General features: G+C 42.0%; 18 protein-coding genes. 1 reads left to right on the forward strand and 17 read right to left on the reverse strand.

Annotation, left to right across the window (positions count from 1 at the left end; genetic code table 11):
- Positions 1-6 precede the first annotated feature (6 nt).
- The 14 genes from ftsA to ACH0BF_RS08590 form a co-directional block, all read right to left on the reverse strand.
- Positions 7-1,296 (reverse strand): cell division protein FtsA, encoded by a 1,290-nt coding sequence (gene ftsA / locus ACH0BF_RS08525; RefSeq protein WP_120037100.1) that lies wholly within the window; start codon positions 1,294-1,296, stop codon positions 7-9.
- Positions 1,297-1,644: 348 nt separating this feature from the next.
- A complete protein-coding gene (locus ACH0BF_RS08530) occupies positions 1,645-2,493 on the reverse strand; it encodes a cell division protein FtsQ/DivIB (protein WP_340854773.1) in 849 nt (282 codons plus the stop codon).
- 114 nt (positions 2,494-2,607) lie between these two features.
- Complete coding sequence (murG, locus tag ACH0BF_RS08535) at positions 2,608-3,702, reverse strand: undecaprenyldiphospho-muramoylpentapeptide beta-N-acetylglucosaminyltransferase (RefSeq protein WP_340854774.1); 1,095 nt, start codon at positions 3,700-3,702, stop codon at positions 2,608-2,610.
- A 410-nt stretch (positions 3,703-4,112) separates the two neighbouring features.
- A complete protein-coding gene (gene spoVE / locus ACH0BF_RS08540) occupies positions 4,113-5,213 on the reverse strand; it encodes a stage V sporulation protein E (protein WP_340854775.1) in 1,101 nt (366 codons plus the stop codon).
- Between the two features lie 66 nt (positions 5,214-5,279).
- A complete protein-coding gene (gene murD / locus ACH0BF_RS08545) occupies positions 5,280-6,632 on the reverse strand; it encodes a UDP-N-acetylmuramoyl-L-alanine--D-glutamate ligase (protein WP_340854777.1) in 1,353 nt (450 codons plus the stop codon).
- A complete protein-coding gene (gene mraY / locus ACH0BF_RS08550) occupies positions 6,633-7,607 on the reverse strand; it encodes a phospho-N-acetylmuramoyl-pentapeptide-transferase (RefSeq protein WP_340854778.1) in 975 nt (324 codons plus the stop codon). It lies immediately after the preceding gene.
- A 1-nt stretch (position 7,608) separates the two neighbouring features.
- On the reverse strand, positions 7,609-9,087 hold the full coding sequence (locus ACH0BF_RS08555; protein ID WP_340854780.1) for a UDP-N-acetylmuramoyl-L-alanyl-D-glutamate--2,6-diaminopimelate ligase: 1,479 nt from the start codon (positions 9,085-9,087) through the stop codon (positions 7,609-7,611).
- Between the two features lie 266 nt (positions 9,088-9,353).
- On the reverse strand, positions 9,354-11,270 hold the full coding sequence (locus ACH0BF_RS08560) for a stage V sporulation protein D (RefSeq protein ID WP_340854781.1): 1,917 nt from the start codon (positions 11,268-11,270) through the stop codon (positions 9,354-9,356).
- A gap of 169 nt (positions 11,271-11,439) precedes the next feature.
- Complete coding sequence (locus ACH0BF_RS08565; RefSeq protein WP_340854782.1) at positions 11,440-13,701, reverse strand: penicillin-binding protein; 2,262 nt, start codon at positions 13,699-13,701, stop codon at positions 11,440-11,442.
- Entirely contained in the window at positions 13,698-14,054 is a 357-nt protein-coding gene (gene ftsL / locus ACH0BF_RS08570; RefSeq protein WP_120037086.1) for a cell division protein FtsL, read from the reverse strand. Before ftsL ends, ACH0BF_RS08565 begins: the two co-directional genes overlap by 4 nt.
- 14 nt (positions 14,055-14,068) lie before the next feature.
- Positions 14,069-15,007, reverse strand: a complete 939-nt coding sequence (rsmH, locus tag ACH0BF_RS08575; protein ID WP_340854784.1) for a 16S rRNA (cytosine(1402)-N(4))-methyltransferase RsmH — start codon at positions 15,005-15,007, stop codon at positions 14,069-14,071.
- A 22-nt stretch (positions 15,008-15,029) separates the two neighbouring features.
- Positions 15,030-15,461 carry a division/cell wall cluster transcriptional repressor MraZ gene (mraZ, locus tag ACH0BF_RS08580; protein ID WP_120037084.1) on the reverse strand — a complete coding sequence of 144 codons (432 nt, stop codon included), beginning with the start codon at positions 15,459-15,461 and terminating at the stop codon, positions 15,030-15,032.
- Positions 15,462-15,942: 481 nt separating this feature from the next.
- The gene (bshC, locus tag ACH0BF_RS08585) at positions 15,943-17,574 is read right to left on the reverse strand and encodes a bacillithiol biosynthesis cysteine-adding enzyme BshC (RefSeq protein WP_340854785.1); all 1,632 of its coding nucleotides are present in this window, start codon (positions 17,572-17,574) and stop codon (positions 15,943-15,945) included.
- Positions 17,575-17,650: 76 nt separating this feature from the next.
- Positions 17,651-18,547, reverse strand: coding sequence for a 2-dehydropantoate 2-reductase (locus tag ACH0BF_RS08590; RefSeq protein ID WP_340854786.1), 897 nt, complete (start codon positions 18,545-18,547; stop codon positions 17,651-17,653).
- A gap of 172 nt (positions 18,548-18,719) precedes the next feature.
- On the opposite strand from ACH0BF_RS08590, the gene ACH0BF_RS08595 reads away from it, so the two are divergent.
- Positions 18,720-19,178, forward strand: coding sequence for a GNAT family N-acetyltransferase (locus ACH0BF_RS08595; RefSeq protein WP_340854787.1), 459 nt, complete (start codon positions 18,720-18,722; stop codon positions 19,176-19,178).
- 63 nt (positions 19,179-19,241) lie between these two features.
- Here ACH0BF_RS08595 and ACH0BF_RS08600 read toward each other — a convergent pair whose 3' ends face one another.
- The 3 genes from ACH0BF_RS08600 to ACH0BF_RS08610 form a co-directional block, all read right to left on the reverse strand.
- Positions 19,242-20,000: an enoyl-CoA hydratase/isomerase family protein gene (locus ACH0BF_RS08600; RefSeq protein ID WP_340854789.1), complete on the reverse strand. Its 759-nt coding sequence runs from the start codon at positions 19,998-20,000 to the stop codon at positions 19,242-19,244.
- A 121-nt stretch (positions 20,001-20,121) separates the two neighbouring features.
- Complete coding sequence (gene rpmF / locus ACH0BF_RS08605) at positions 20,122-20,295, reverse strand: 50S ribosomal protein L32 (protein ID WP_041099796.1); 174 nt, start codon at positions 20,293-20,295, stop codon at positions 20,122-20,124.
- Between the two features lie 59 nt (positions 20,296-20,354).
- Positions 20,355-20,885 (reverse strand): YceD family protein, encoded by a 531-nt coding sequence (locus tag ACH0BF_RS08610; RefSeq protein WP_340854792.1) that lies wholly within the window; start codon positions 20,883-20,885, stop codon positions 20,355-20,357.
- Between the last annotated feature and the right edge of the window lie 68 nt (positions 20,886-20,953).

Below are 20,953 nucleotides of genomic sequence, written 5' to 3' on the forward strand. Positions count from 1 at the left end.
GATGACTTATTCTTCGAAAAAGTATCCGAAAAACTTCTTTACTCTTGAAGTCAGCTTCTGTTCCGGCTGCTTCTCGGGCTTTGCTTTTTTAGGCGGCAAAGGTTCTTCATGCCGCGATTCAGGCACCATAATTGGTTCTTGGACAGCATTAACTTTTCTTCCTTGCAATTTAGCGTTTTTATAAGCATATTTGATTAAGCCAACCGATGCCGTATATTGCGGCTCCCTTACTCCAATATAATCAGGAATCGCCATGCGAACGCGGTTTTGGAAAACATCTTGAGCTAAATCCAGTATTCCTGGTAGAGCGGATGTTCCGCCCGTTAAAACAAATCCACCAGGCACATCCTGTACCCCCTGATGTCTTAACTCGTCAAGAATCATCTCAAATATTTCTTCTAACCTCGCTTCGATAATATCGGAGATCTCCAATTGACTAAATTGCTGATGCTGATCACTGCCAATAATAGGAACACTAAACACTTCTTCTTCAGAGGCCATGTCATAAAAAGCATGCCCATGCTTTAATTTAATTTGCTCTGCATCTTCAGTAGTCGTCCGTAATCCAATAGATAAATCTTTTGTAATATGGTCGCCGCCAATTGGAAAGACGGCTGTTGCCCTTATATTCCCTTGACTGAATGCGGCTACAGTAGTAGAACCTCCTCCAATGTCAATAAGAACAGTTCCTAAATTTTGCTCATCTTTCGATAAAGCAACTTCTCCCGCTGCCAGCGGTTGAAAAACAATGTCCATTATTTCAAGACCAGCACGCTCTACACAACGTAATGTATTATGTAAAAAGGTCTTAGAGCCTGTAACAATGATTCCTTCCATTTCCAGCCGGACGCCAATCATACCGCGCGGATCAGTAATTTCATCTAAACCATCCACGATAAATTGCTTTGGGATCACATTGATAATCTCCCGGTCTGGAGGAATAGACATTACCTGTGACGCATCAATGACTCTGGCTACATCGACATCAGTAATTTCTCGGTTTTCACTAGAGACAGCCACTACCCCACTGCATGGCTGTAGAAGAGCATGATTGCCGGCGATGCCGACAACCACCTGTTTAATTTCTATCCCTACCATTCTTTCTGCCTGTTCAATTGCTTTTTTTATTGAATGAACGGTTTCATCAATGTCTACGACTGAACCCTTTCGAATTCCTTTCGATTTTACGTTCCCGACACCGATAATATTTAACGATTCATTTACCATCTCACCAATTATTACCTTTATAGCGGACGTACCGATGTCAAGACTTACTAATACTTCATTGCTGTTCATTCTGTGGCACCTCCCTTGGCTCTGAAAAACTCATTGTCCGAACAACAATTTTTTCTCTTTTGGTCGAATTATTTATATAATAGAAAACATTCGTCATTTTCAACATAATTCCCTTTTAAAATTTAATATTTTTTGTTATTTTGCTTTTTTCATAGATTAATTGGAAAACTGTTAAAGATAAAAAATATCTAAAGTGTTACAGAACCGCTATCTACAAGTCTACACCAAGTTGCGACCCTAGAAAAGCCAATTTTACTGAAAGAAAGCGATTGTTTCCTTCTAAATAAAGGGGTTTCAAACATTTTTTACCATTAACTAATTGACCTTTTAAATTCGAGATAGTTACAATTACTGTTGAGGGGTTGGTTCTTCAGCCTTTTTTCCTTTTTCTGAGTCATAGGCTTTAAAGTATGAGCCCACTTCCAAATCAATAATCCCTTTGACGTTGGGATCAAGCTGGCTGACAATCGCAGGGTAATAAACCATCTTGTCAGAAAAGGTTTTAAGGGTAGCTGAAACCTCAAATCCATCGTTCATGAATAGTTGAATATGAAGAGAGTCCGTTTTTTTAGGCGCATAGTAAATTTCTGAGATGGAATTTACTATTTCACTCGGCAACTGTTCCAATGATCTCATCAGCCGACTCAATTCTTTGCCCGACTTGAAATCATACAGAACTGGTAATTGTTCAGGTGTGCCGTCTGCTGCGTCTCTGAGTATTGTTCCATTGTTCAACACTGGGAATAGTTTTTTCCCTTTTGCCAGATAAGCGAGCTTTTGTTGTTCTTTCACAGAGATTTTTAATTTGTTAGGAAAAACAATTGACACATCGGCCTGATGAATTTTCGGATCACTTTCAAGTTTTTTCTCTGATCGGTTCATTCCTACTTTCCAGATGCTGTCTCCTTCTTTAATGCCGCTTTGGGCAATGATGTCAGCATTTGAGGACAGCTCGTTTCCTTCTACTTTAATAGATGAAACTTTGCTGAGTGGCGACTGAAGGTAACCAACAGCCAATACGATCAGGAAAAACAAGGAAATAATGAAGATGAGCCGCCGGTTTGTTTTTCTTTTTCTCAACTTTTTCAGCTTTGGAATTCTCTCTTCAATGGAGACGATTTTTCCTTTTTCCATATCCTTTCCTCCAGGTTCACCGATCTGTCCGATTAAATAATAAGTAGAAGAGCGGCTAAACATCTATGCCGCATCCCCCTATTACACTTATTGTAATGCAGAGAGAAAGAGGATAAAAGAAAAAACCACTCTTTTATTTACTTCCTATTAATTCTGCGTTTAGAAATTGTTCATTTGTTATTTATTGGCTAGCTCAAGCATGACTGCAAACAACCGCTCTGATGCGTCTTTAATGCCTAAATGAGCCGCAGCTTCCTTCATTCGATGCCATTCATCTTCATTTAACAAAACATGATCAAGATTTTTTAGCAGCGAGTCAGAAGTCAGCTCTTTTTCTCCAAGCATGATAGCAGCCCCATGGTCTGTCAGTGAACGGGCGTTTTTCTCCTGGTGATTATTTGTCACGTACGGACTCGGTATGAGTATGCTGGGAACACCAAGAGCGGTTAGTTCAGCTAAGGTGGTAGCTCCGGCTCTTGAAACAACAAGGTCGCATTCAACGAGTACCTCAGGCATGTTATGAATAAATGGGACGACGACTACATTTTCAGGCTTGCCTGCAGCTTCCGCTTCTTTTTGAACTTGCTCAAAATGGACCTCACCTGTTATATAGAGAACTTGATAGGGCCTGTCAGCGAATTGGGCAAGCGACTCCACAACGGCTTCATTAATCGGACGCGCGCCCCTGCTGCCTCCGAAAATGAGCACAGTTTTCTCTTTCTCAGATAAACCCAAGTTTTTTAAAGCATTAGACCGCTTGGCGTTGGCGACTTCTGAAGCGCGCGGATTTCCGGTTAGCACCACTTTGTTTTCAGGAAAAAAGCTGCCTGCCTCCTCAAAACAGATAGCTACCTTATCTACATATTTGCTCAAAAACTTATTCGTCAGCCCAGGTACGCTATTTTGCTCGTGAATAACAGTCGGAATGCCGAGCTTGGCAGCAGCATAGACGACAGGCCCGCATACGTATCCACCCGTACCAATCACAGCATCAGGCTTAAATTCTTTTATCATTCTTTTACATTCTTTTACACCTTTTAGAAAGCGCATTACTGTTTTTACATTCTCCATGGAAAGGCTGCGTTTAAATCCCGTTATCTCAATGGAGCGAAACGGAATATCTTCTCTCGTGACGAGTTTAGATTCCAAACCCTTTTCCGTACCGATATACAAAAATGAAGTTTCAGGATATTTTTCTTTTATTGTCCTTATAAGGGCGAGAGCTGGATAAATATGTCCACCAGTTCCTCCGCCGCTGACCACTATTTTCATTTTCTTTTCACCTCAAATTAATCACTGCACGTCTTGTTTCTATAAGTGTATGTATAGTTAAATCAAAAGGTTTCTTGCCTTCTCTCCATAAAAGCAGAGATAGGTCGCTGTCCTTTATCATACTACAATCACCCATTATATAAATATAACTTTGCTTATTTGAAAAGGAAACAAAAAAAATGTAGCAATTCTCACCTAATTGTTACATTTCTGACTCAAGCAATAATCTTATTCTTGTCGATTTCACTTAATGCAATCTCATATTAAATCAATAGATAGCGAGAATCAAATGATATCAGGTTAAAATCAAGGTTTTTCAAAAAAAAAAGAAACCTGAATAATCAGGTTTCAAGCTGTCGTAGGGATAATATATCTTAAAAAATTAGCAGCTGATCTGACAGAAGGCGCTTTTAACGTTTGGCGTAGCGGCTGATGTTAAGTAAAATACCAAACGCTGCGAGCATGAGCGTTAAAGACGACCCTCCATAGCTCAAGAAAGGGAGAGTAATACCAGTGACAGGCATCAAGCCGGTGACTACACCGATATTAATGATGACTTGTATGGCCAGCATCGAAATAATCCCCGCTGCAAGGAAGCTACCAAATAAATCAGGGGCATTAAGAGCAATCCTGATGCCCCGCCAAAAGAGCAATGAGAAGAGCAAGAGGATGAAAATCCCTCCGATAAAACCAAGCTCCTCTGCTAATATCGCAAAAATAAAATCAGTTTGCGGCTCGGGCAAATAATAATATTTCTGACGGCTTCCACCGATCCCAAGACCAAACAGTCCTCCAGGTCCAATGGCATAAAGCGATTGAATAATTTGAAACCCACTTCCTAACGGATCCGACCACGGATCCAGAAAGGAGGTAATCCGCTTGATTCGGTAAGGCGCTGACAACACCAACGCTGCAAAACCAGCAATTCCAGCGAACCCCATAAGAGCAAAGTGGAAAATCCGAGCACCGGATAAAAAAATCATCACAAGACACGTTCCTATCATGACCGTTCCTGTTCCGAGATCCGGCTGCAGCATAATTAATCCAAAAGCAGTAAAGGCCAGTCCAAGCGCCGGCAGCAGTCCTTTTCTAAAATAAATCATATACTTTTGGTTTTCAGATAAATACCCAGCTAAGAAGATAATCATCGCCAGCTTCATAAATTCGGAAGGCTGAATAGAAAATGCCCCTGCTCCGATCCAGCTTTGAGAGCCGTTCCTTACCATCCCAACCCCCGGTATTAACACAAGGATCAGCAGAACAAAACAGACAATCAATGCTGATTTTGAAAAGCGGCGCCATGTCCAATACTCCACGTTCATAATGGTAATCATGGCAACAAATCCAACAACCGCGAATAAAAGTTGCCTTTTAGCAAAAAAGAACGCGTCATGAAATTTGTATTCAGCCCATATTTCGCTTGCACTGTACACCATGGTGATTCCAATAGTGAGCAGAACTGAAATCAAAATTAGCAGGACGTAATCAGGAGCAAATTTTTTTACCGGCAATGGCATACACCTCTAATTCAAGAATCCAGAGCATGCCCCGACAATTTGCTTAAGAAGACAAGCTCTTTATTTCAATGTATGCACAGCTTCGATAAATATATCTCCACGCTGCTCAAAAGTTTTATATTGATCCCAGCTCGCACAAGCCGGTGACAATAAAATGATGTCTCCTTCCGCGGAAGACTCATAGGCCGCTTGCACAGCTTGCTGCATATTTTCCGTTTTTACCACTTTCTCTACCCCAGCCCTTTCGGCTGTTTCCGAAAGCTTTCCTGCTGTTTCACCAAACGTAATTAATGCCTTTACATTCTTCATATACGGAATTAAATCATCGAATCCATTCCCTCTGTCCAATCCGCCTGCCAGTAACACGATCGGCTGGTCAAATGCGGCCAACGCGCTTTTGGTAGCAAGCGTATTGGTTGCTTTTGAATCGTTATAAAATTTCCGGCCGTTCCATTCGCGAACAAATTGTGTTCGATGTCTTACACCAGAAAAAGTAGTCAGCACTTCCTTAATCGCTTCGTTCGTCACCCCAGCCAATTTAGCTGCAGACACAGCTGCCAGGATATTCTCTAAATTATGAGCACCTGGCAGGGCAACCTCTGCAAGAGCTATAATTCTTTCGCCTCGAAAGACTATATACTTATCCTGCACACATGCACCTGTTGCTTTCAATTCCTTTGTCGAAAAAGGGACGAGTGCTGCTTCCGTCTTTTCTGTAAGCTGTAGCAAATGCTCCTGGTCCGCATTCACTATCAAAAAATCATTCTCTGTCTGGTTCTTCGTAATATTTAACTTTGCTTGCGCATATTCTTCCTTCGTTCCATGGTAATCAAGATGAGCCTCATACAAATTAGTAATAACCGCAATATGTGGGCGGAACTTGTCTATGCCAAGCAGTTGAAAAGACGACAATTCAATGATTACATGGTCCTTCGGCTGCGCTTCCTGCACTACCTCTGAAGCAACCTGTCCAATATTCCCGGCAAGTACTGCACTTTTCTTGTCCGCCTTAAACATTTCATAGATCAGTGTGGTTGTGGTCGTTTTTCCGTTTGTACCGGTAATTCCGATAAATGGCGCTTCAGAGATTAAATAAGCAAGCTCGATTTCTGTCAATACAGGAATCCCTCTCTCAGCCGCCCCGGCAACAAGCGGATTATGATAAGGAATTCCTGGGTTTTTCACGATGATCTCGAACCCTTCATCAAGCAATTCAATCGGATGGCTTCCACAAATCACTTTAATTCCCTGTTCAAGTAAATGTTGCGCTTCCGGATTTTCATTTAAGGGCTGCCGATCGTTTACCGTCACGAAAGCACCTAGTTTATGTAAAAGTAAAGCCGCGCTGACTCCACTTTTTGCAAGCCCTAAGACAAGAATTTTTTTATGCTGAAAGTTTGTTATTGTTTTCAATTAGATCCACGCTCCGATATAAATTCCGATCATCGCACACAGTACACCGACCGTCCAAAATGTAACTACTACCCGCCATTCTGACCATCCGCCCAGTTCAAAATGATGATGGAGCGGACTCATGCGGAACACACGCTTACCTGTTGTTTTAAAAGAGATAACTTGAATGATAACCGACAATGTTTCAGCCACGAAAACAGCGCCAATAACAAGCAGGAGAAATTCAGACTTAGTCAGGATAGAAATAGCCGCGATGGCGCCACCAAGAGCCAGCGATCCAGTATCTCCCATAAATACTTTTGCAGGGTTAGCATTAAATACTAAGAAACCAAGCACTGCTCCGACTACAGCAAAGGAAAAGATGGCAGTCTCATTGAGCCCTTGATTCCATGCAAGTACAGCAAAAGCACCAAAAGCGATAGCAGCCGTTCCGGACACGAGTCCGTCAAGCCCATCAGTTAAATTTACGGCGTTGGAAAAACCAACAAGCCAGAAAATAACGAATACAGCATATAAGATGCCAGCATCAAATGATATATCTGTTAAAGGAATGGTTAATTCTGTAGATAAATTATTTTTCGTGTAGATAATGTAAAACAGAACAGAGATAACAATTTGCCCTGCAAGCTTTTGCTTGGACGTTAATCCCAAGTTTCTCTTCATAACGACTTTGATAAAGTCATCAAGAAAACCGAGCAGGCCAAAGCCAATCGTTACAAGCAGCAGCAATATCGTTTCTGCTCCAATACTTGCATAAACCTGGGACATAAACAAAACGGTCACAATGATAGCGAGCAGGAAAACAATGCCGCCCATCGTCGGTGTACCGGATTTTTTTTGGTGCGATTCAGGCCCTTCCTCACGAATACTTTGGCCAAACTTCAATCTCCGTAAAAACGGAATGAACATCGGCGCTATAATAACGGTAACGAAAAAAGCCATAAACATTGTTAAAAATACATCTCTCTCCAGCATATTAATTCGCCTCTTTCTTTCGGCTGCTGAGTGCCTCTTTGGCAACTTCCCGGTCATCAAAGTCCAGAACTTTATCGCCAATGATCTGATAGGTTTCATGCCCTTTCCCGGCTATAACAACAGCATCCCCTGGTTGGGCATGTTCGATAGCATAGAAGATCGCTTCTCTCCGATCGGGTATGACTTCGTATAATTCTCCTGTGACCCCAGCTTCCATATCATTTAAAATAGTGGCCGGGTCCTCACTTCGTGGATTGTCTGATGTAAAGATCGCATTCGTTGCATATTTACATGCTACGCTAGCCATGATTGGGCGCTTTGTCCGATCTCGGTCGCCTCCACAGCCCACGATCGCAAACATCCGCCCTTCAGTTAATGGCTGAACAGTTTTTAATACATTAACGAGACTATCAGGCGTATGGGCGTAGTCAACGATAACAGCAATTCCCTGATCATTGGTTACCAGCTCAAATCGACCTGCTACTCCCTCTATCCGCTCAATCGCCCGCACCGCCGTTTCAACCTCTACTCCTCCCGCATAAGCAGCAGCAAGAGCAGCTAAAACGTTATAAACGTTAAACTTTCCGGCAAGCTTCGTTTCAACCTTTCTACTCCCTTCCGGATAACAAAGAAGAAATTCTGTTCCCTTAGATGTCAACTTGATATCCGTAGCCCGAAACATAGCTTCATGATCAATCCCGTAAGTCACAATATGAGCAGCTGTCTCTTTCTTGTAAAAGACAGTTGCTTCTTCATCCTCATTCAACACAGCGAATTTCGGCTTGTCAGTTGAATAGGTATTGCCTAGCTGAGCAAATAGCAGACCCTTTGCCCGCCGATACTCTTCCATTGTATGATGATAATCGAGATGATCTTGCGTTAGATTTGTAAAAACAGCGACATCATAATCACATCCCCACACTCGGCCTTCAACTAACGAATGCGAAGAAACTTCCATCACAGCAGCTGTCACATCGTTATCTTTCATTTTCTTAAAAGTTTTTTGTAGTGTCAGGCTTTCTGGAGTTGTGTTTTTCGTGTTGATCACTTCTTCTCCAATCTTCATGTACATCGTTCCGATCAAACCGGTTGTTTCGCCGGCTTCTTTATAAATCTCTGTTAAAAGATGGCTCGTCGTTGTCTTGCCGTTTGTACCAGTAATCCCAACAAGCTTCATTTTGGAAGTTGGCGATCCATAGTAAAAATCAGCGAGAATAGCCATTGCTTTTTTTGTATCCGTTACGGTAATAACAGGCGCACCTTCCACTTTAACCGGCTGTTCCGCCAATATAGCCCGTGCCCCTCTGTTAACCGCCTCCTGTGCAACCGTGTGACCATCAAATGTATAGCCTTTAATGCAAATAAATAAAGACCCTTCTTGCACTTGCCTATGGTCGTTCTCTAAAGATAAAATCTCCGGATTTGATGAATGAGATAATTTATAAAAAGGGAGAGACTTTAATAAGTCTGATAGATTCACTTTTTTCAATCCTTTCCGTACAGCTTCTGTATATGTATTGTTGTTTAAGCAAAGCCTTTTACTATTTTAACTAAAAAGAGAGAAGGATGCGACTTCTTTTCAGAAAAAATCACAACGACCATATTATCACAAATTAAATTTTTTGCATGATTTTTTAGTCATGATTTTGTTATTTCCTTCCCAATAAATGAAAGACCCGCCGATAAAAAGCGGCGGGAAATAAACTTTTGGTCGGCTGGATCTTTGAAAAGCCCCATATCTAACGGTTAATTCATGAATAATCTAATGGTCGAGCCGGCTTCCACTTTAGTGCCAGCTTCGGGAGATTGCTGAACAATCTTTTGCCCGTTTCCTTCAATCTCAAGCTTAAAATTATATAGCTGCTGGGAAAGGTCTTTTTTATCCATTCCTTTAAAATCAGGCACCGCTACAATTTGAGGGTCATTCCATTGCGTTTCTTTTTCGATCTGCTTTTTGCGAGGTTTGACATCAAGCACTTGCAAGCTATCCTCCATAATTTTCCCTACAATCGGCGCTGCTACAGTTCCACCGAATTGGACAGTTCCCTTCGGATTGTCAATGGCTGTGTAAACAACAATTTGAGGGTTATCGGCGGGTGCTACACCGATGAAAGAAACGATATGATTGTTTTCAAGATAGCGACCGTCCTTTGCTTTCTGAGCCGTCCCGGTTTTCCCTCCTACACGATACCCTTCGATAAATGCGTTTCTTCCTGTCCCTTTGGCCACCACACTTTCAAGTGCAAAGCGAATTTTTTCTGACGTTTCAGTTGAAATTACACGTCTTTTTACAACGGGTGCCTTTCGTTTGACTACTTCTCCTGTCGTTGGGTCAATAAGTTCCTTGGCTACGTATGGCTGGTAGAGAATCCCTCCATTGACGGCTGCAGAAACAGCTGTGACCTGCTGAATCGGCGTCACTGCTACCCCTTGTCCAAAAGCAGTGGTAGCCTGCTCCACTGGGCCGACTCTCCCCATGTTGAAAAGAATCCCCTTGCCTTCCCCTTGCAGATCAATACCTGTTTTCTCGCCAAAGCCGAAATTACGGATGTACTGAAATAATTTTTCTTTTCCTAAACGCTCGCCGAGTTCTACAAATCCTGGGTTGCAAGAGTTTTCCACCACTTCCAAGAAAGACTGATGCCCGTGGCCTCCCTTTTTCCAGCAGCGTAGCCTTGCTCCACCAACTTCCACCGAACCAGAATCATGAAAATGGTCCTTATACAAATCCACTTTCTTTTCTTCGAGAGCAGCTGCCAGCGTAATAATCTTAAAGGTCGATCCTGGCTCATATGTGCTCCAAATCGGTAAATTGCGGTTATAAATTTCCGGAGAGACGTTTTGAAATTGCTCTGGGTTAAACGAAGGACGGCTTGCCATCGCCAAAATCTCTCCATTATTTGGGTTCATCGCAATGGTAATGGCTCCATCCGGCTCATATTTTGCTTCAGCAATATCAAGCTCTCTTTCCACGATTGTTTGGATATTTGAATCGATGGTCAATCTTAAGTCCAGGCCATCCACCGGTGCTGCATAACCATCCGGCATTTGCGGCATCCTTTTTCCTTTTGCATCTGAGAAGAACCTCATAGAACCTTTCTGTCCACTTAATTCCGCATCATAATAGGCTTCCAAGCCCATAAGCCCTTGGTTATCAATTCCAGCAAAACCAAGGACGTGAGCTAAGCTTTTTCCAAAGGGATAATGTCTTTTCGAATCCTCCGCGATATATATCCCTTTAATGCCAAGCCTTCGTATTTCCTCGGCTTTTTCAAATGAGATTTTTCTCCCTTCTGGGTGGATCCTTTCAATAGATGACTTTTTCGTTAAGTGAAGATAGGCTTTTTTCTCTTCAATATTTAAGACGGATGCCAGCTTCTTGGCCGCTTCCTCCGGGTTCTCTATTTGTCGTGGAACAACATAAACAGTGGGTGCACTTTTATTCTCTGCTAGAGCCGTTCCATTTCGATCGATAATCTTTCCTCTCTCCGGTTCAAAAGGGATATTGCGGCTCCATAAATCTTGTGCCTTGTCCGTCAAATCATCGCCTAAAGCGAACTGTACATACCCAAGCCTCAGCCCGATAATCATAAATATGGTAATGCCGGCGAGCAACGCGAACACAAGCCGTTTTCTAATCGTGACAGCTGAAACTCTTCTCAAGCATGTCCCCTCCTTCCATTCTCATTCAATATATGTAATAAGGAGGGGATTATGATTATAAGAAAACAAGAGTGTCCTTATTAAAGAGACAGAGCAAGATATATACAAAAAAAGAAAGCTGCCTGTAGCAGCTTTCTACAAAGGATCATCAAGCCTGACGCATACTCCCTCAGCCTGTTGTTTCCTCACTTGCTTCTGATGTTTCCGATTGTTGCTCTTCTTGTTCGTTTTGGCTTTCTTCTTCTTGCTGTTCTTTCTGTTGCTGATCAAATTGTAATTTTTCTTCTTGTTTCATTAACTTTAAAATTAGTTTTTGTCCCTTTTTTAAAGGCGCCCCTGGCTTAATGTTCTGGCTGGCAACATATCCTTCTCCTGTATAGCTGACTTTTAAACCGGCAAGATTCGCTGCTTTCATTACATCTCGCAGTGACCAGTTTTCCATGTCCGGCATCGTAACAGTATCATCTGTTTGCAAGATTACTTTTTCGCCTTGCAAAAGTGTCGACCGCGCTTCTGGGGACTGACCAACTACTTTTGTTCCTGTTCCCATAACGATCGGTTCAATCTTATTGTGTTTCAACTCCTGAACTACTTGGTTTACAGTCTTATTTTTAAAATTCTCCAGTTTAATAGATTTGGCTGCTGGCGTTTGCTTCGGTTCAATGTTCAAATATTGCAAGCTGTTACGCATAACTGGATTAAATATTTTCGAGACCGGAACAGAGCCTGCTTCCCCATCAAGATTCGGCTGGGCAACACCTACATAAACGACAAGCTGAGGGTCTTTCGCAGGGGCCATACCTAAAAAGGAGAAAATATAGTTATTTGCTCCATGTAAATAACCGCCTTGAGGGTTTGGCATTTGAGCCGTTCCAGTCTTTCCTGCCACTTCGTACCCCTGAATTTGATACATTTGTCCGGTGCCATGTTCGGCAGTTGTTACACTTTTCAATACTTCTCTTGCCTGTTGAGCTGTCTCCTTTGAAATCGGTTCTCCTACTTTTTCAGGCTTGTTCTCCACAAGAGCTTTCTTTGTCTTATCATCTACTATTCTATCAATTACATAAGGACGCATCATCTTTCCATCGTTAGCAACAGCAGTCGCAGCCTGGATTAATTGCAAGGCTGTAACCGTCGTGCCTTGGCCAAAAGCTGTCGTTACTTTTTCCAGCGGATAGTTGTAGAGAATTTGTCCTTTTGCTTCGTTCGGCAGCCTGATGCCTGTTCTTTGCCCGAAATGAAAATCATCTAAATACTGTCTGAAAACATCCGGTCCCATTTTTTCCAACAAGTTAGCCATAGCAACGTTTGAAGAACGCTGCACTCCTTCTAAATAAGTAATCGGCCCCCAGCCTGCTCCTCCATTATGATCACGAATAGCCTCTCGGCCCACTTTATACGTGCCTGACTTGTAAAGCTCATTCGGATGAAAAACACCTTCCTCGATGGCCGAAGCAAGTGTAAAGATTTTCATTGTTGAACCTGGTTCAAATGAGTATTCCACAAGATCATTGCTCCAGTTGTCTCCAAGACCTGCTCGTGTATCCGGGTGAAAAGACGGCCGCTGGCCCATAGCAAGAATCTTCCCAGTTTTAGCATCGGCCACAATCGCAAAAGCTTTTCCTGGCTTATATTCCTTCTCTACTTCATTCAACGCATCTTCTAAAAAGGTTTGAATTTTTGTGTCGATCGTTAAATAAATGTGATCCCCATCATCGGGTTCTTGAATCATCTCCTTCTTATCCTGAAGCAAGTATCCCCATAAGTCGCTTTTATATTGGATTTTCCCATCTTTTCCTTTTAAATATTTTTCATAAGTTTTTTCAATTCCCATTTGTCCAACAGTACGCTGAATCACTTGATTGCCTTTTTTCTCTTCAAGCTTTTGCGTAAAACCAATTAAATGAGAAGCAAATTTACCATTCGGATAAAAACGTTTTGAATCCCTTAAGAAGATAATCCCCGGTAGTCTTTCTGCCTCAATTTTCTTTTTTACACTGTTTGACAGATCTCGGCCCTCTTTTCCGAATTCTACTTGGAAAGCCCCTTTTTTCTCCAAACGCTTTTCAATTTCACTTTTGTCCATATCAATATATTTGGCCAACACAGTTGCGGTCTTTTCCGGATCCGTTACGTGCTTTGGCTTTTTTGGATTCGTTGTCATCGAAGGATCTAAAATAGCGGCAAGTGTAAAGGAGGTGGCATCCTCGGCAATCACTGCTCCATGCTGATCATAAATCGTTCCTCTGTTTGACTCCAGCACATCTGTTCGCAAATACTTTTGCAGAGCTTCACTCTTTAATGAGTGTCCGTCTGCTTTTCCCGATATTTGTATAAAGAGAAAACGGGCAAATAAGACAAAAAAGAGCAGGGCGAATATTACAAATAATATCGCTGCTCCTCTTTTCATATTCATTCGATTTTCATTCATTGCGGCTGCACAACCTTAATATTTTGTTCGCTTAAATTTAACCCTAGCTCCTTCGCACGCTTCCAGATTCTTTCGTATGTACTTTCTTCGCTGACTTGTGCTTCGAGGTCGTGATTAATTTTTTTCTGCTCCTTAATCTGCTGCTCGACATCTTGAATGTCCCTGTTTACCTCATAAAGAGCTGCCTGTGTCGAAACCACCTTTGCGCCTAAAAAACAAATCATTAAGGCAAAAAGCAGGAACAACACTTTTTCCCCCGGTGTAAACAGGCGCTTTTTAATCTGCTGTTTTTTACTCTTGGATAGCGTTTTTTCTTCGTGTCTAATTTGTTGTTTTCTCGCAAGATTGCTCATTTTTTCACCCCTGTTTATTTTATTTTTTCAGCAATACGCAGCTTCGCGGACCGAGCTCGATTGTTATCCTCTAATTCCTCTTCTGTCGGCAAGATCGGCTTGCGTGTAATGAGTTTTAACTCAGGTTCATACTCTTCTGGTATCATTGGCAATCCAGGTGGTAAATCTGGCCCTTGGCTTGCTTCTTTGAAAATAGATTTGCAAATGCGATCCTCAAGTGAATGAAAAGTAATGACACTAATCCTTCCCTTGGGACGTAATAATCCGATAGCTGTTTTTAAAGACTCTTCAAACACGCGCAATTCATCGTTTACTGCAATGCGAATTGCCTGGAAAACACGCTTAGCCGGATGCCCCCCTTTTCTGCGGGCGGGAGCTGGGATTCCTTCCTTAATCAACTCCACCAGTTCTCCAGTTGTCTCAATAGATTTTGTCTCCCTGGCTGCTTCAATCTTACGAGCAATTTGTTTAGAGAATTTCTCTTCCCCATACTGGAAAAAAATTCTCACCAGGTCGGCATACTCCCAATGGTTCACTACCTCATAAGCGCTAAGACCGCCAGTCAAATCCATTCTCATGTCAAGCGGCGCATCGTGATGGTAGCTAAAACCTCTTTCCGGTGTGTCAAGCTGAGGGGAAGAAACACCGAGGTCATATAAAATACCGTCTACTTTATCAACCTGTAATCGCGCAAGTTCTTCCTTTATATACTTAAAATTACTCTTGATAAAGGTTACCCTGTCCCCGAACCGGTCCAGTCTTTTTGCAGCATGACGAATCGCCGTTTCATCCTGGTCAAAGGCGTACAGCTTCCCTTGATCTCCAAGCAGCGACAGCAAATACTCGCTGTGGCCTGCACCACCCAGCGTGCAATCGACATAAACTCCATCTGGTCGAATGTTCAGCCCTTCTACTGTTTCTTTCAACAGTACCGTTGTATGTTCGAAATTCATCTGTCACCATTCCATTCAAATTCTAAATATCGAAGTCAATCATTTTTTCGGCTATTTCAGAGAATGACTCTTCCGATTTCATAAAGTAGTCTTCCCATATTGGCTTGCTCCAAATCTCAATACGGTTGGATATTCCAAGAATCACGCATTCTTTTTCAAGCCGGGCATAGTTAGAGAGTGTCGATGGAATGTTGACTCTGCCCTGTTTGTCAAGTTCGCAATCATTGGCCCCTGAGAAGAAAAAACGCATAAAAGCGCGAGCATCCTTCTTTGTTAATGGCAGAGCTTTCAATTTTTCTTCCAGCGCTTGCCATTCTTCTAATGGATAACCAAACAAACACTGGTCAAGCCCTCGCGTAAGCACGAAATTTTCTCCTAAACGCTCACGCCATTTAACAGGTATGATCAAACGGCCTTTCGCATCAATATGATGATGGTATTCACCCATGAACATACCTATTCCCTCCACTTCCAATCCTAACTGTACCACATCCCCCCACTTATCTCCACTATTTTTCATTTCTCCAGAAGTGAAGAATTCCCTTCTTCGCTTCAGCCATTTTCGTTCGATACTTTCTCCTGAGAAAAGCTTTATTTCTACATAGTCATTTAAGGATGGGGAACATGGAGGAAAAATTTCTGCACCACTAAACATATGCTTTCAAAAACGACATAGTTTTTATGAAAATTGAAGGATTTTCCCGGGCAATAAAAAAAACAGCTGCCTTCTAAGGCAGCTGTTCTAAAATGTAAACACAGTCTATTCTGCACATTCTCAGCCTTTGACTCTCAAAGTGCACAGTTTGACAGGGAGCGAAATGACTAGAAAGTTCACGAGCCCTACAATCAGACGAGCAACAACGAAAGCACACGTTTGTCGACAGTCTAAAACGAATCTATTCTATTTTTGAAATAGCTCATTTGGCTCAAAGCGTTCATATCTTTACTAAATAGTGATCACCAGTAAACGTAAAATCAAGTGCCATTAGTTCATCAATAAACTCCAAGCCATATTTATTTAAATACTCGTATACATTCCGTATGCGTTCTTGAGGAGAATCGAGTGGTCTAAGGGCATTTTGTAATTTGTCATACTTGTTCAACACAATAGCGTGTCGTCTTTGAATCATTTCATCTGTTTTGCGAGTCAAAAAAGCAAGCTGATTTAAATGAAAGTCACGATTCTTTAAAACAATAGGCACTGTTTCTTTATGAAGATGACGGGCGCGATTTTCAATCTCAGCATATTGGTCCATCAAAGATTGTTGAACACCAGCGATCAACTCATGAAAGTGATCATCTCTGACAGAATTCCAAAATTTCTCTTTTTGTTCCTTCACTCCCTTTTGAACGACTGAAGGGAGTGAGAGCTGAAGCTCTTCTAAATTCCGGACGATTCCTCTTTCTATGAGAGTCATATTTAAGCGTGCTTCAATCGGCGGCATCTTCATGTGAAGCTGTTCAAACGCCCCTTTAAGTTCTGCCCAGTAAGCAATTTCCCCAGGACCTGCAATAAAGGCAAGCGTTGGAAACAGCCATTCCTGCATAAGAGGGCGGGTAACGACATTGTTGCTGAATTTTTCTGGTTCCTCTTCAAGAAGAGCGAGAAGCTCCGCCTTCGTATATTGGGTATCACCATTTTTACTGAAAAAAATCTGTGTCTGCGGATCATATTCCAACAGAACCCTCTCTTCATTTTCATAAAGAAATAAATTAGCAGCAGAATCAGCTAACTCAATCAATGGATTAAAGTCCTGATCAGATATAATTTTTTGTCCATCGCGAACGGCTCTAGTGACCTCCTCTGCCTGTTCAATTAATTGTTTGAAAAAAGGCCTTTCTAATTCCCGCAATGGTTTATAAGCGGAATCGATAAGCAATAGCCCGTAGCGGTTAAACAGAGAATGGATCAGCCGGCTGAAAAAACCGGTCACTGTCTCCGCTTTTTCAGCTTCTTCACGAACATGCTCCAATAGATCTTTCGTATGATCAGTTTCTCCAAACATAGAGAAAATTTTTTGGACCCAGCTGTTCATCTGTTGCTTATCATATTGAATATCTGAAACCATTCTTTTCCCGATGACTCGCTCAGGGTAAGACATTTTTTCCATAGAGAATTCACTTTCAACATACACGTGGTTAACCTCGAGAAAATCGTGGTCTTCCCCGGCAATCCAGAAGACTGGGACGACAGGAATATTTAATTCTTTTTCCTTTTCCTGGGCCAATTTAATAATTGAAATGACCTTATGAACAGTGTAAAGAGGGCCTGTTAAAAGACCAGCCTGCTGGCCTCCAATTACAACAGCGGAACGTTCATCTTTTAATTTCTCTAGCGAAACCCTCACTTCTTCCGAAAAGGAAAAAGGCTTCATATACGTCTCAATGCATGCAGCAAGGGACGCCCTTCTATAAGTGCGTGCCTGCAAATCTACGGCTCTTTCTTTATAAGCATTTCTTCTATCTGATAAGTTATAATGAAAAAAGTCCGTTACCGGTGCTTCCTGTTTTAAGTAGAGGGAGGCAAACCGGTTGATTGCAGGAACGGAAAGTGATTCCAACTCCATATATGTACTTCCTTTCTTCGCGCATTTTACTTGTTTGAGTATATCATTTCTCCGAAAAAAGAAACAACGTTGCGCTTCACTCTTTCTTCCCGTAAGCTATTCCCTTAATCATATGGTATAAAGCCGCTGATACCGGAAGAGCGATTTCCTTTTCTTCTGCCTGTGAGAGAACATAGCCGAGGATGGCATCAACTTCGGTAGGGCGCTTAGACTCGATATCCTTCAACATAGATGAATGGTTTGCAGCAGTCGTTCGGCATATGTGCATAATTTCATCCCAAGCCCCTTCGTTCAGCTTCTTGCCAAACACAGCAGTGAATTCCTGGTAAACCGTTTCAGCCATTTTTAAATAGTGAGGATTGCTTATGAGCTCCCCGTTCGGCACTCTTAAAATAGCTGTTAGCGGATTGATTACCGTATTAGCCGCCAATTTTCCGAGCAGCATAGTCTCATAATCTTCCCACCACTGAAAAGGAAAACTGATTTTAGCCTGCTCTGTCATGCCCTTAACCGCTTGTTGATCACCCCGGAATACGGCTATATTTGTTTTTCCTCTCCCACGAACATTAATGCGCACAAGATCAGATTTGAGGATGCCATGCTCAACAGCAGCCACGTATATTTGCTTCTGAGGAAGGCTTTTAATCATTTCTATATGGCTCATCCCATTTTGCAAGAATACGAGCGCAGGATATGGACCTGTTTTTTCTAACAGCGGCAGGATGGACGGTAGCGTGTATTGCTTTACAGCGACAACTAGACAGTCTAATCCACATTCAGGAAGCTCATCAATAGAGGCCCCTTGAACAAAATGAACAGATGCAGTTCCCCTCTCTTCTATGATAATCCCCTGTTGATTAACCTTATCCGCCTGCTCTTTCGTTCGCGTAAAAAGAGTAACAGGAAACCACTCGGCCAAGCTTGCTGCAAAGAACATCCCGACCGCTCCACCGCCGACTACTCCAATTTTCACCTCATTTTTGCCCCTTTCACAAGAAATGAACCATTATTTAAGTAAATCCCCAAAATTGAAAGCGTTCCCAGAGGGGGTATTCATTTCTGTCTGTTTCTATTATATAATGAATGTAACTATAAGCTTAATAAAATTCTATACTTTCTATATAGACAGAGGAGGAGTAAGAAATATGGCAATAACAGTTGAGAACCTTAAAATGAATTTTAAGACCATGGATGAATTTAAAAGCTTCAAAGAGTATGGGCTAGAGGAACTTTCCATGCTTGAAGAGTTCCAAATATATATGGTTGAAGACAATGCCACCTCTCCGTTTTACGGTATTTACTATGGTGACAAGCTCGTTGCCCGGATGTGTCTTTATGTAAAGAAAGATGGTTCCGCCTTGTTTGAAAACGGGCCTGAACAATACTTGGAAATCTGGAAGCTAGAAGTCCTTCCTCAATATCAGCATAAAGGGCTTGGTTTAAAGCTTGTAGAGTTCGCCAAGTCATTCAGCCTGCCTATTCTAACAAAACCAAAAGTGAAGTCGCATTCTTTTTGGGAAAAAATGGACTTTACTCCTCTTTCGGAAAACAGCTCACGGCTAATTTGGAATCCCGCTGCTACAACAAGCCAAAAAATCAGCTGATTAGCTTTTGCTATATACCTGCCGCATGTTTAGCTCTATAAAATGCGGCAGGTTTCTTTTTTCTTACTTTTTTCTATTCAAAAACACATCCACAGCCTGATGGTGCTCTTCTCTTGCCCAAAGGACAGCACATTGCCGTACCTCCTGCATCATCCGTTCATATAAACCACTCGCTTGCCATTTGCGGATTTGAATCTGCTTATATGCTGATAAGACTTCACTTTGTATAGATCGTTCTTCTTTTAAAAAACGTTCTGCCACCGTGATGTCTACTTCGTCAACTACTTGGCTAATCATCCCAATATGGTCAAGCTGCTCCGCACGGTAAATAGATGCCTCGGTTAGCAGCTTTAATGCATGTGCGGCATCGATTCGTTCAAAGAGAAGAGTGCCGCCTCCCCAGCCGGTCGTTATCGCCAGACTGCCCTGGATAAACCCTAACTTAGCCCCTATCTTTGCTATACGAAAATCGCATGCTGTAGCAATTTCACAGCCTCCGCCTACCGCTGTGCCATTAATTAATGCAACCGTTGGCTTCGGAAGCACAGCCAGGTTATATAAGATCTCTCCCATCCTCGACAGCATTTCATGTGCTTCTTCCTCTGTGCGTAATGCGTGAAATACAGACAGATCGCCACCTGAACAAAAGGCCTGTTCTCCCTCCCCCGTAATGACGAGTGCTTGAACATCTGCTAATTTAGCACGTTCGATCGCTTCTTCCAATCCTTCCATCACCTTAAAATTAACAGCATTTCTTTTATCAGGACGCGTTATTTTAAAGACCAATATCCCGCTAGGTAGCTGCTCGATCAGATACTCCATTGTCCCCCTCCTTTTCTTCTTATTGTAGCTTTTCCCGACTTCTGTCTTCAATATAAAAAACGCGAAGAGCCATGGTCTCTTCGCGTTTTTCACAAATAGGATCGCCAGGTAGGCGAATCAATTATTTGCTTACTACTTCTTTTCCTTTATATGTTCCACAATTTTTGCATACACGGTGAGCAAGTTTCATTTCACCGCAATTTGGGCATGCTGTCATACCAGGTACTTGCAATTTAAAGTGTGTACGGCGTTTATTTTTTTTCGTAGTAGATGTTCTTCTAAAAGGTACTGCCATTATTTCCACCTCCTTAAAAGAAAATGTAAGTATGTGAAGCCAGAATTAGCTGGTACTTCTCAATTTTTATCCGATTTAAAAAAATCTGCCAGCCCTGCTAATCGCGGATCCACTTTAGTTTCTTTTTCTGAAGCTTGCTCTTCGCTTTGGAATTCCCACCCTTTTCCGGCAGAAATCGTGTGTTCATCTGCTTCATCGCTAATCACCTGCATCGGCACTTCGAGAAGAATTGCCTCCTCTAGAACCGGATTCAAGTCAACAACATCGCCTTCTACTAAATGAACATCTTCGTTTTCCTCATATTCACTGAACGAAGAAGCTTTTAAAATAAATGTCTCCAACAAAGAGAATTCAAATGGATACTCCACATCAACAAGTGTACGTGAACACGGCAGGATCATCTTTCCTTTTACATCTAATTGAAAAGTTACTTTGTCTGATCCAATATCCGCTCGTCCCGTCACATGAACTGGAGGCAAATGTCTAATCTCCGTATTCCGGGCTTCTAAATGGCTCATATCTACCATTTCGTCAATCTGCAAGCCTGTATCACGAGATTTTTGTAATTGAATAATTGACCATTTCATCATCGTTATCACCTCAAGGCAACAAAAGTAATTATAGCTTTCACAAAAACGTTTGTCAATATATTTTCTTG

Origin of the sequence: Pseudobacillus sp. 179-B 2D1 NHS (assembly GCF_045370945.1) — a bacterium.
GTDB lineage: Bacteria > Bacillota > Bacilli > Bacillales > Domibacillaceae > Pseudobacillus.

Coding starts and splice junctions, on each gene's coding strand:
- rpmF (WP_041099796.1), bottom strand. CDS start 20,295: ATGGCAGTACCTTTTAGAAGAACATCTACTACGAAAAAAAATAAACGC.
- bshC (WP_340854785.1), bottom strand. CDS start 17,574: ATGGAGTTGGAATCACTTTCCGTTCCTGCAATCAACCGGTTTGCCTCC.
- mraY (WP_340854778.1), bottom strand. CDS start 7,607: ATGCTGGAGAGAGATGTATTTTTAACAATGTTTATGGCTTTTTTCGTT.
- ftsL (WP_120037086.1), bottom strand. CDS start 14,054: ATGAGCAATCTTGCGAGAAAACAACAAATTAGACACGAAGAAAAAACG.
- ACH0BF_RS08565 (WP_340854782.1), bottom strand. CDS start 13,701: ATGAATGAAAATCGAATGAATATGAAAAGAGGAGCAGCGATATTATTT.
- ftsA (WP_120037100.1), bottom strand. CDS start 1,296: ATGAACAGCAATGAAGTATTAGTAAGTCTTGACATCGGTACGTCCGCT.
- rsmH (WP_340854784.1), bottom strand. CDS start 15,007: ATGAATTTCGAACATACAACGGTACTGTTGAAAGAAACAGTAGAAGGG.
- ACH0BF_RS08595 (WP_340854787.1), top strand. CDS start 18,720: ATGGCAATAACAGTTGAGAACCTTAAAATGAATTTTAAGACCATGGAT.
- mraZ (WP_120037084.1), bottom strand. CDS start 15,461: ATGTTCATGGGTGAATACCATCATCATATTGATGCGAAAGGCCGTTTG.
- ACH0BF_RS08530 (WP_340854773.1), bottom strand. CDS start 2,493: ATGTTTAGCCGCTCTTCTACTTATTATTTAATCGGACAGATCGGTGAA.
- ACH0BF_RS08610 (WP_340854792.1), bottom strand. CDS start 20,885: ATGATGAAATGGTCAATTATTCAATTACAAAAATCTCGTGATACAGGC.
- murG (WP_340854774.1), bottom strand. CDS start 3,702: ATGAAAATAGTGGTCAGCGGCGGAGGAACTGGTGGACATATTTATCCA.
- ACH0BF_RS08600 (WP_340854789.1), bottom strand. CDS start 20,000: ATGGAGTATCTGATCGAGCAGCTACCTAGCGGGATATTGGTCTTTAAA.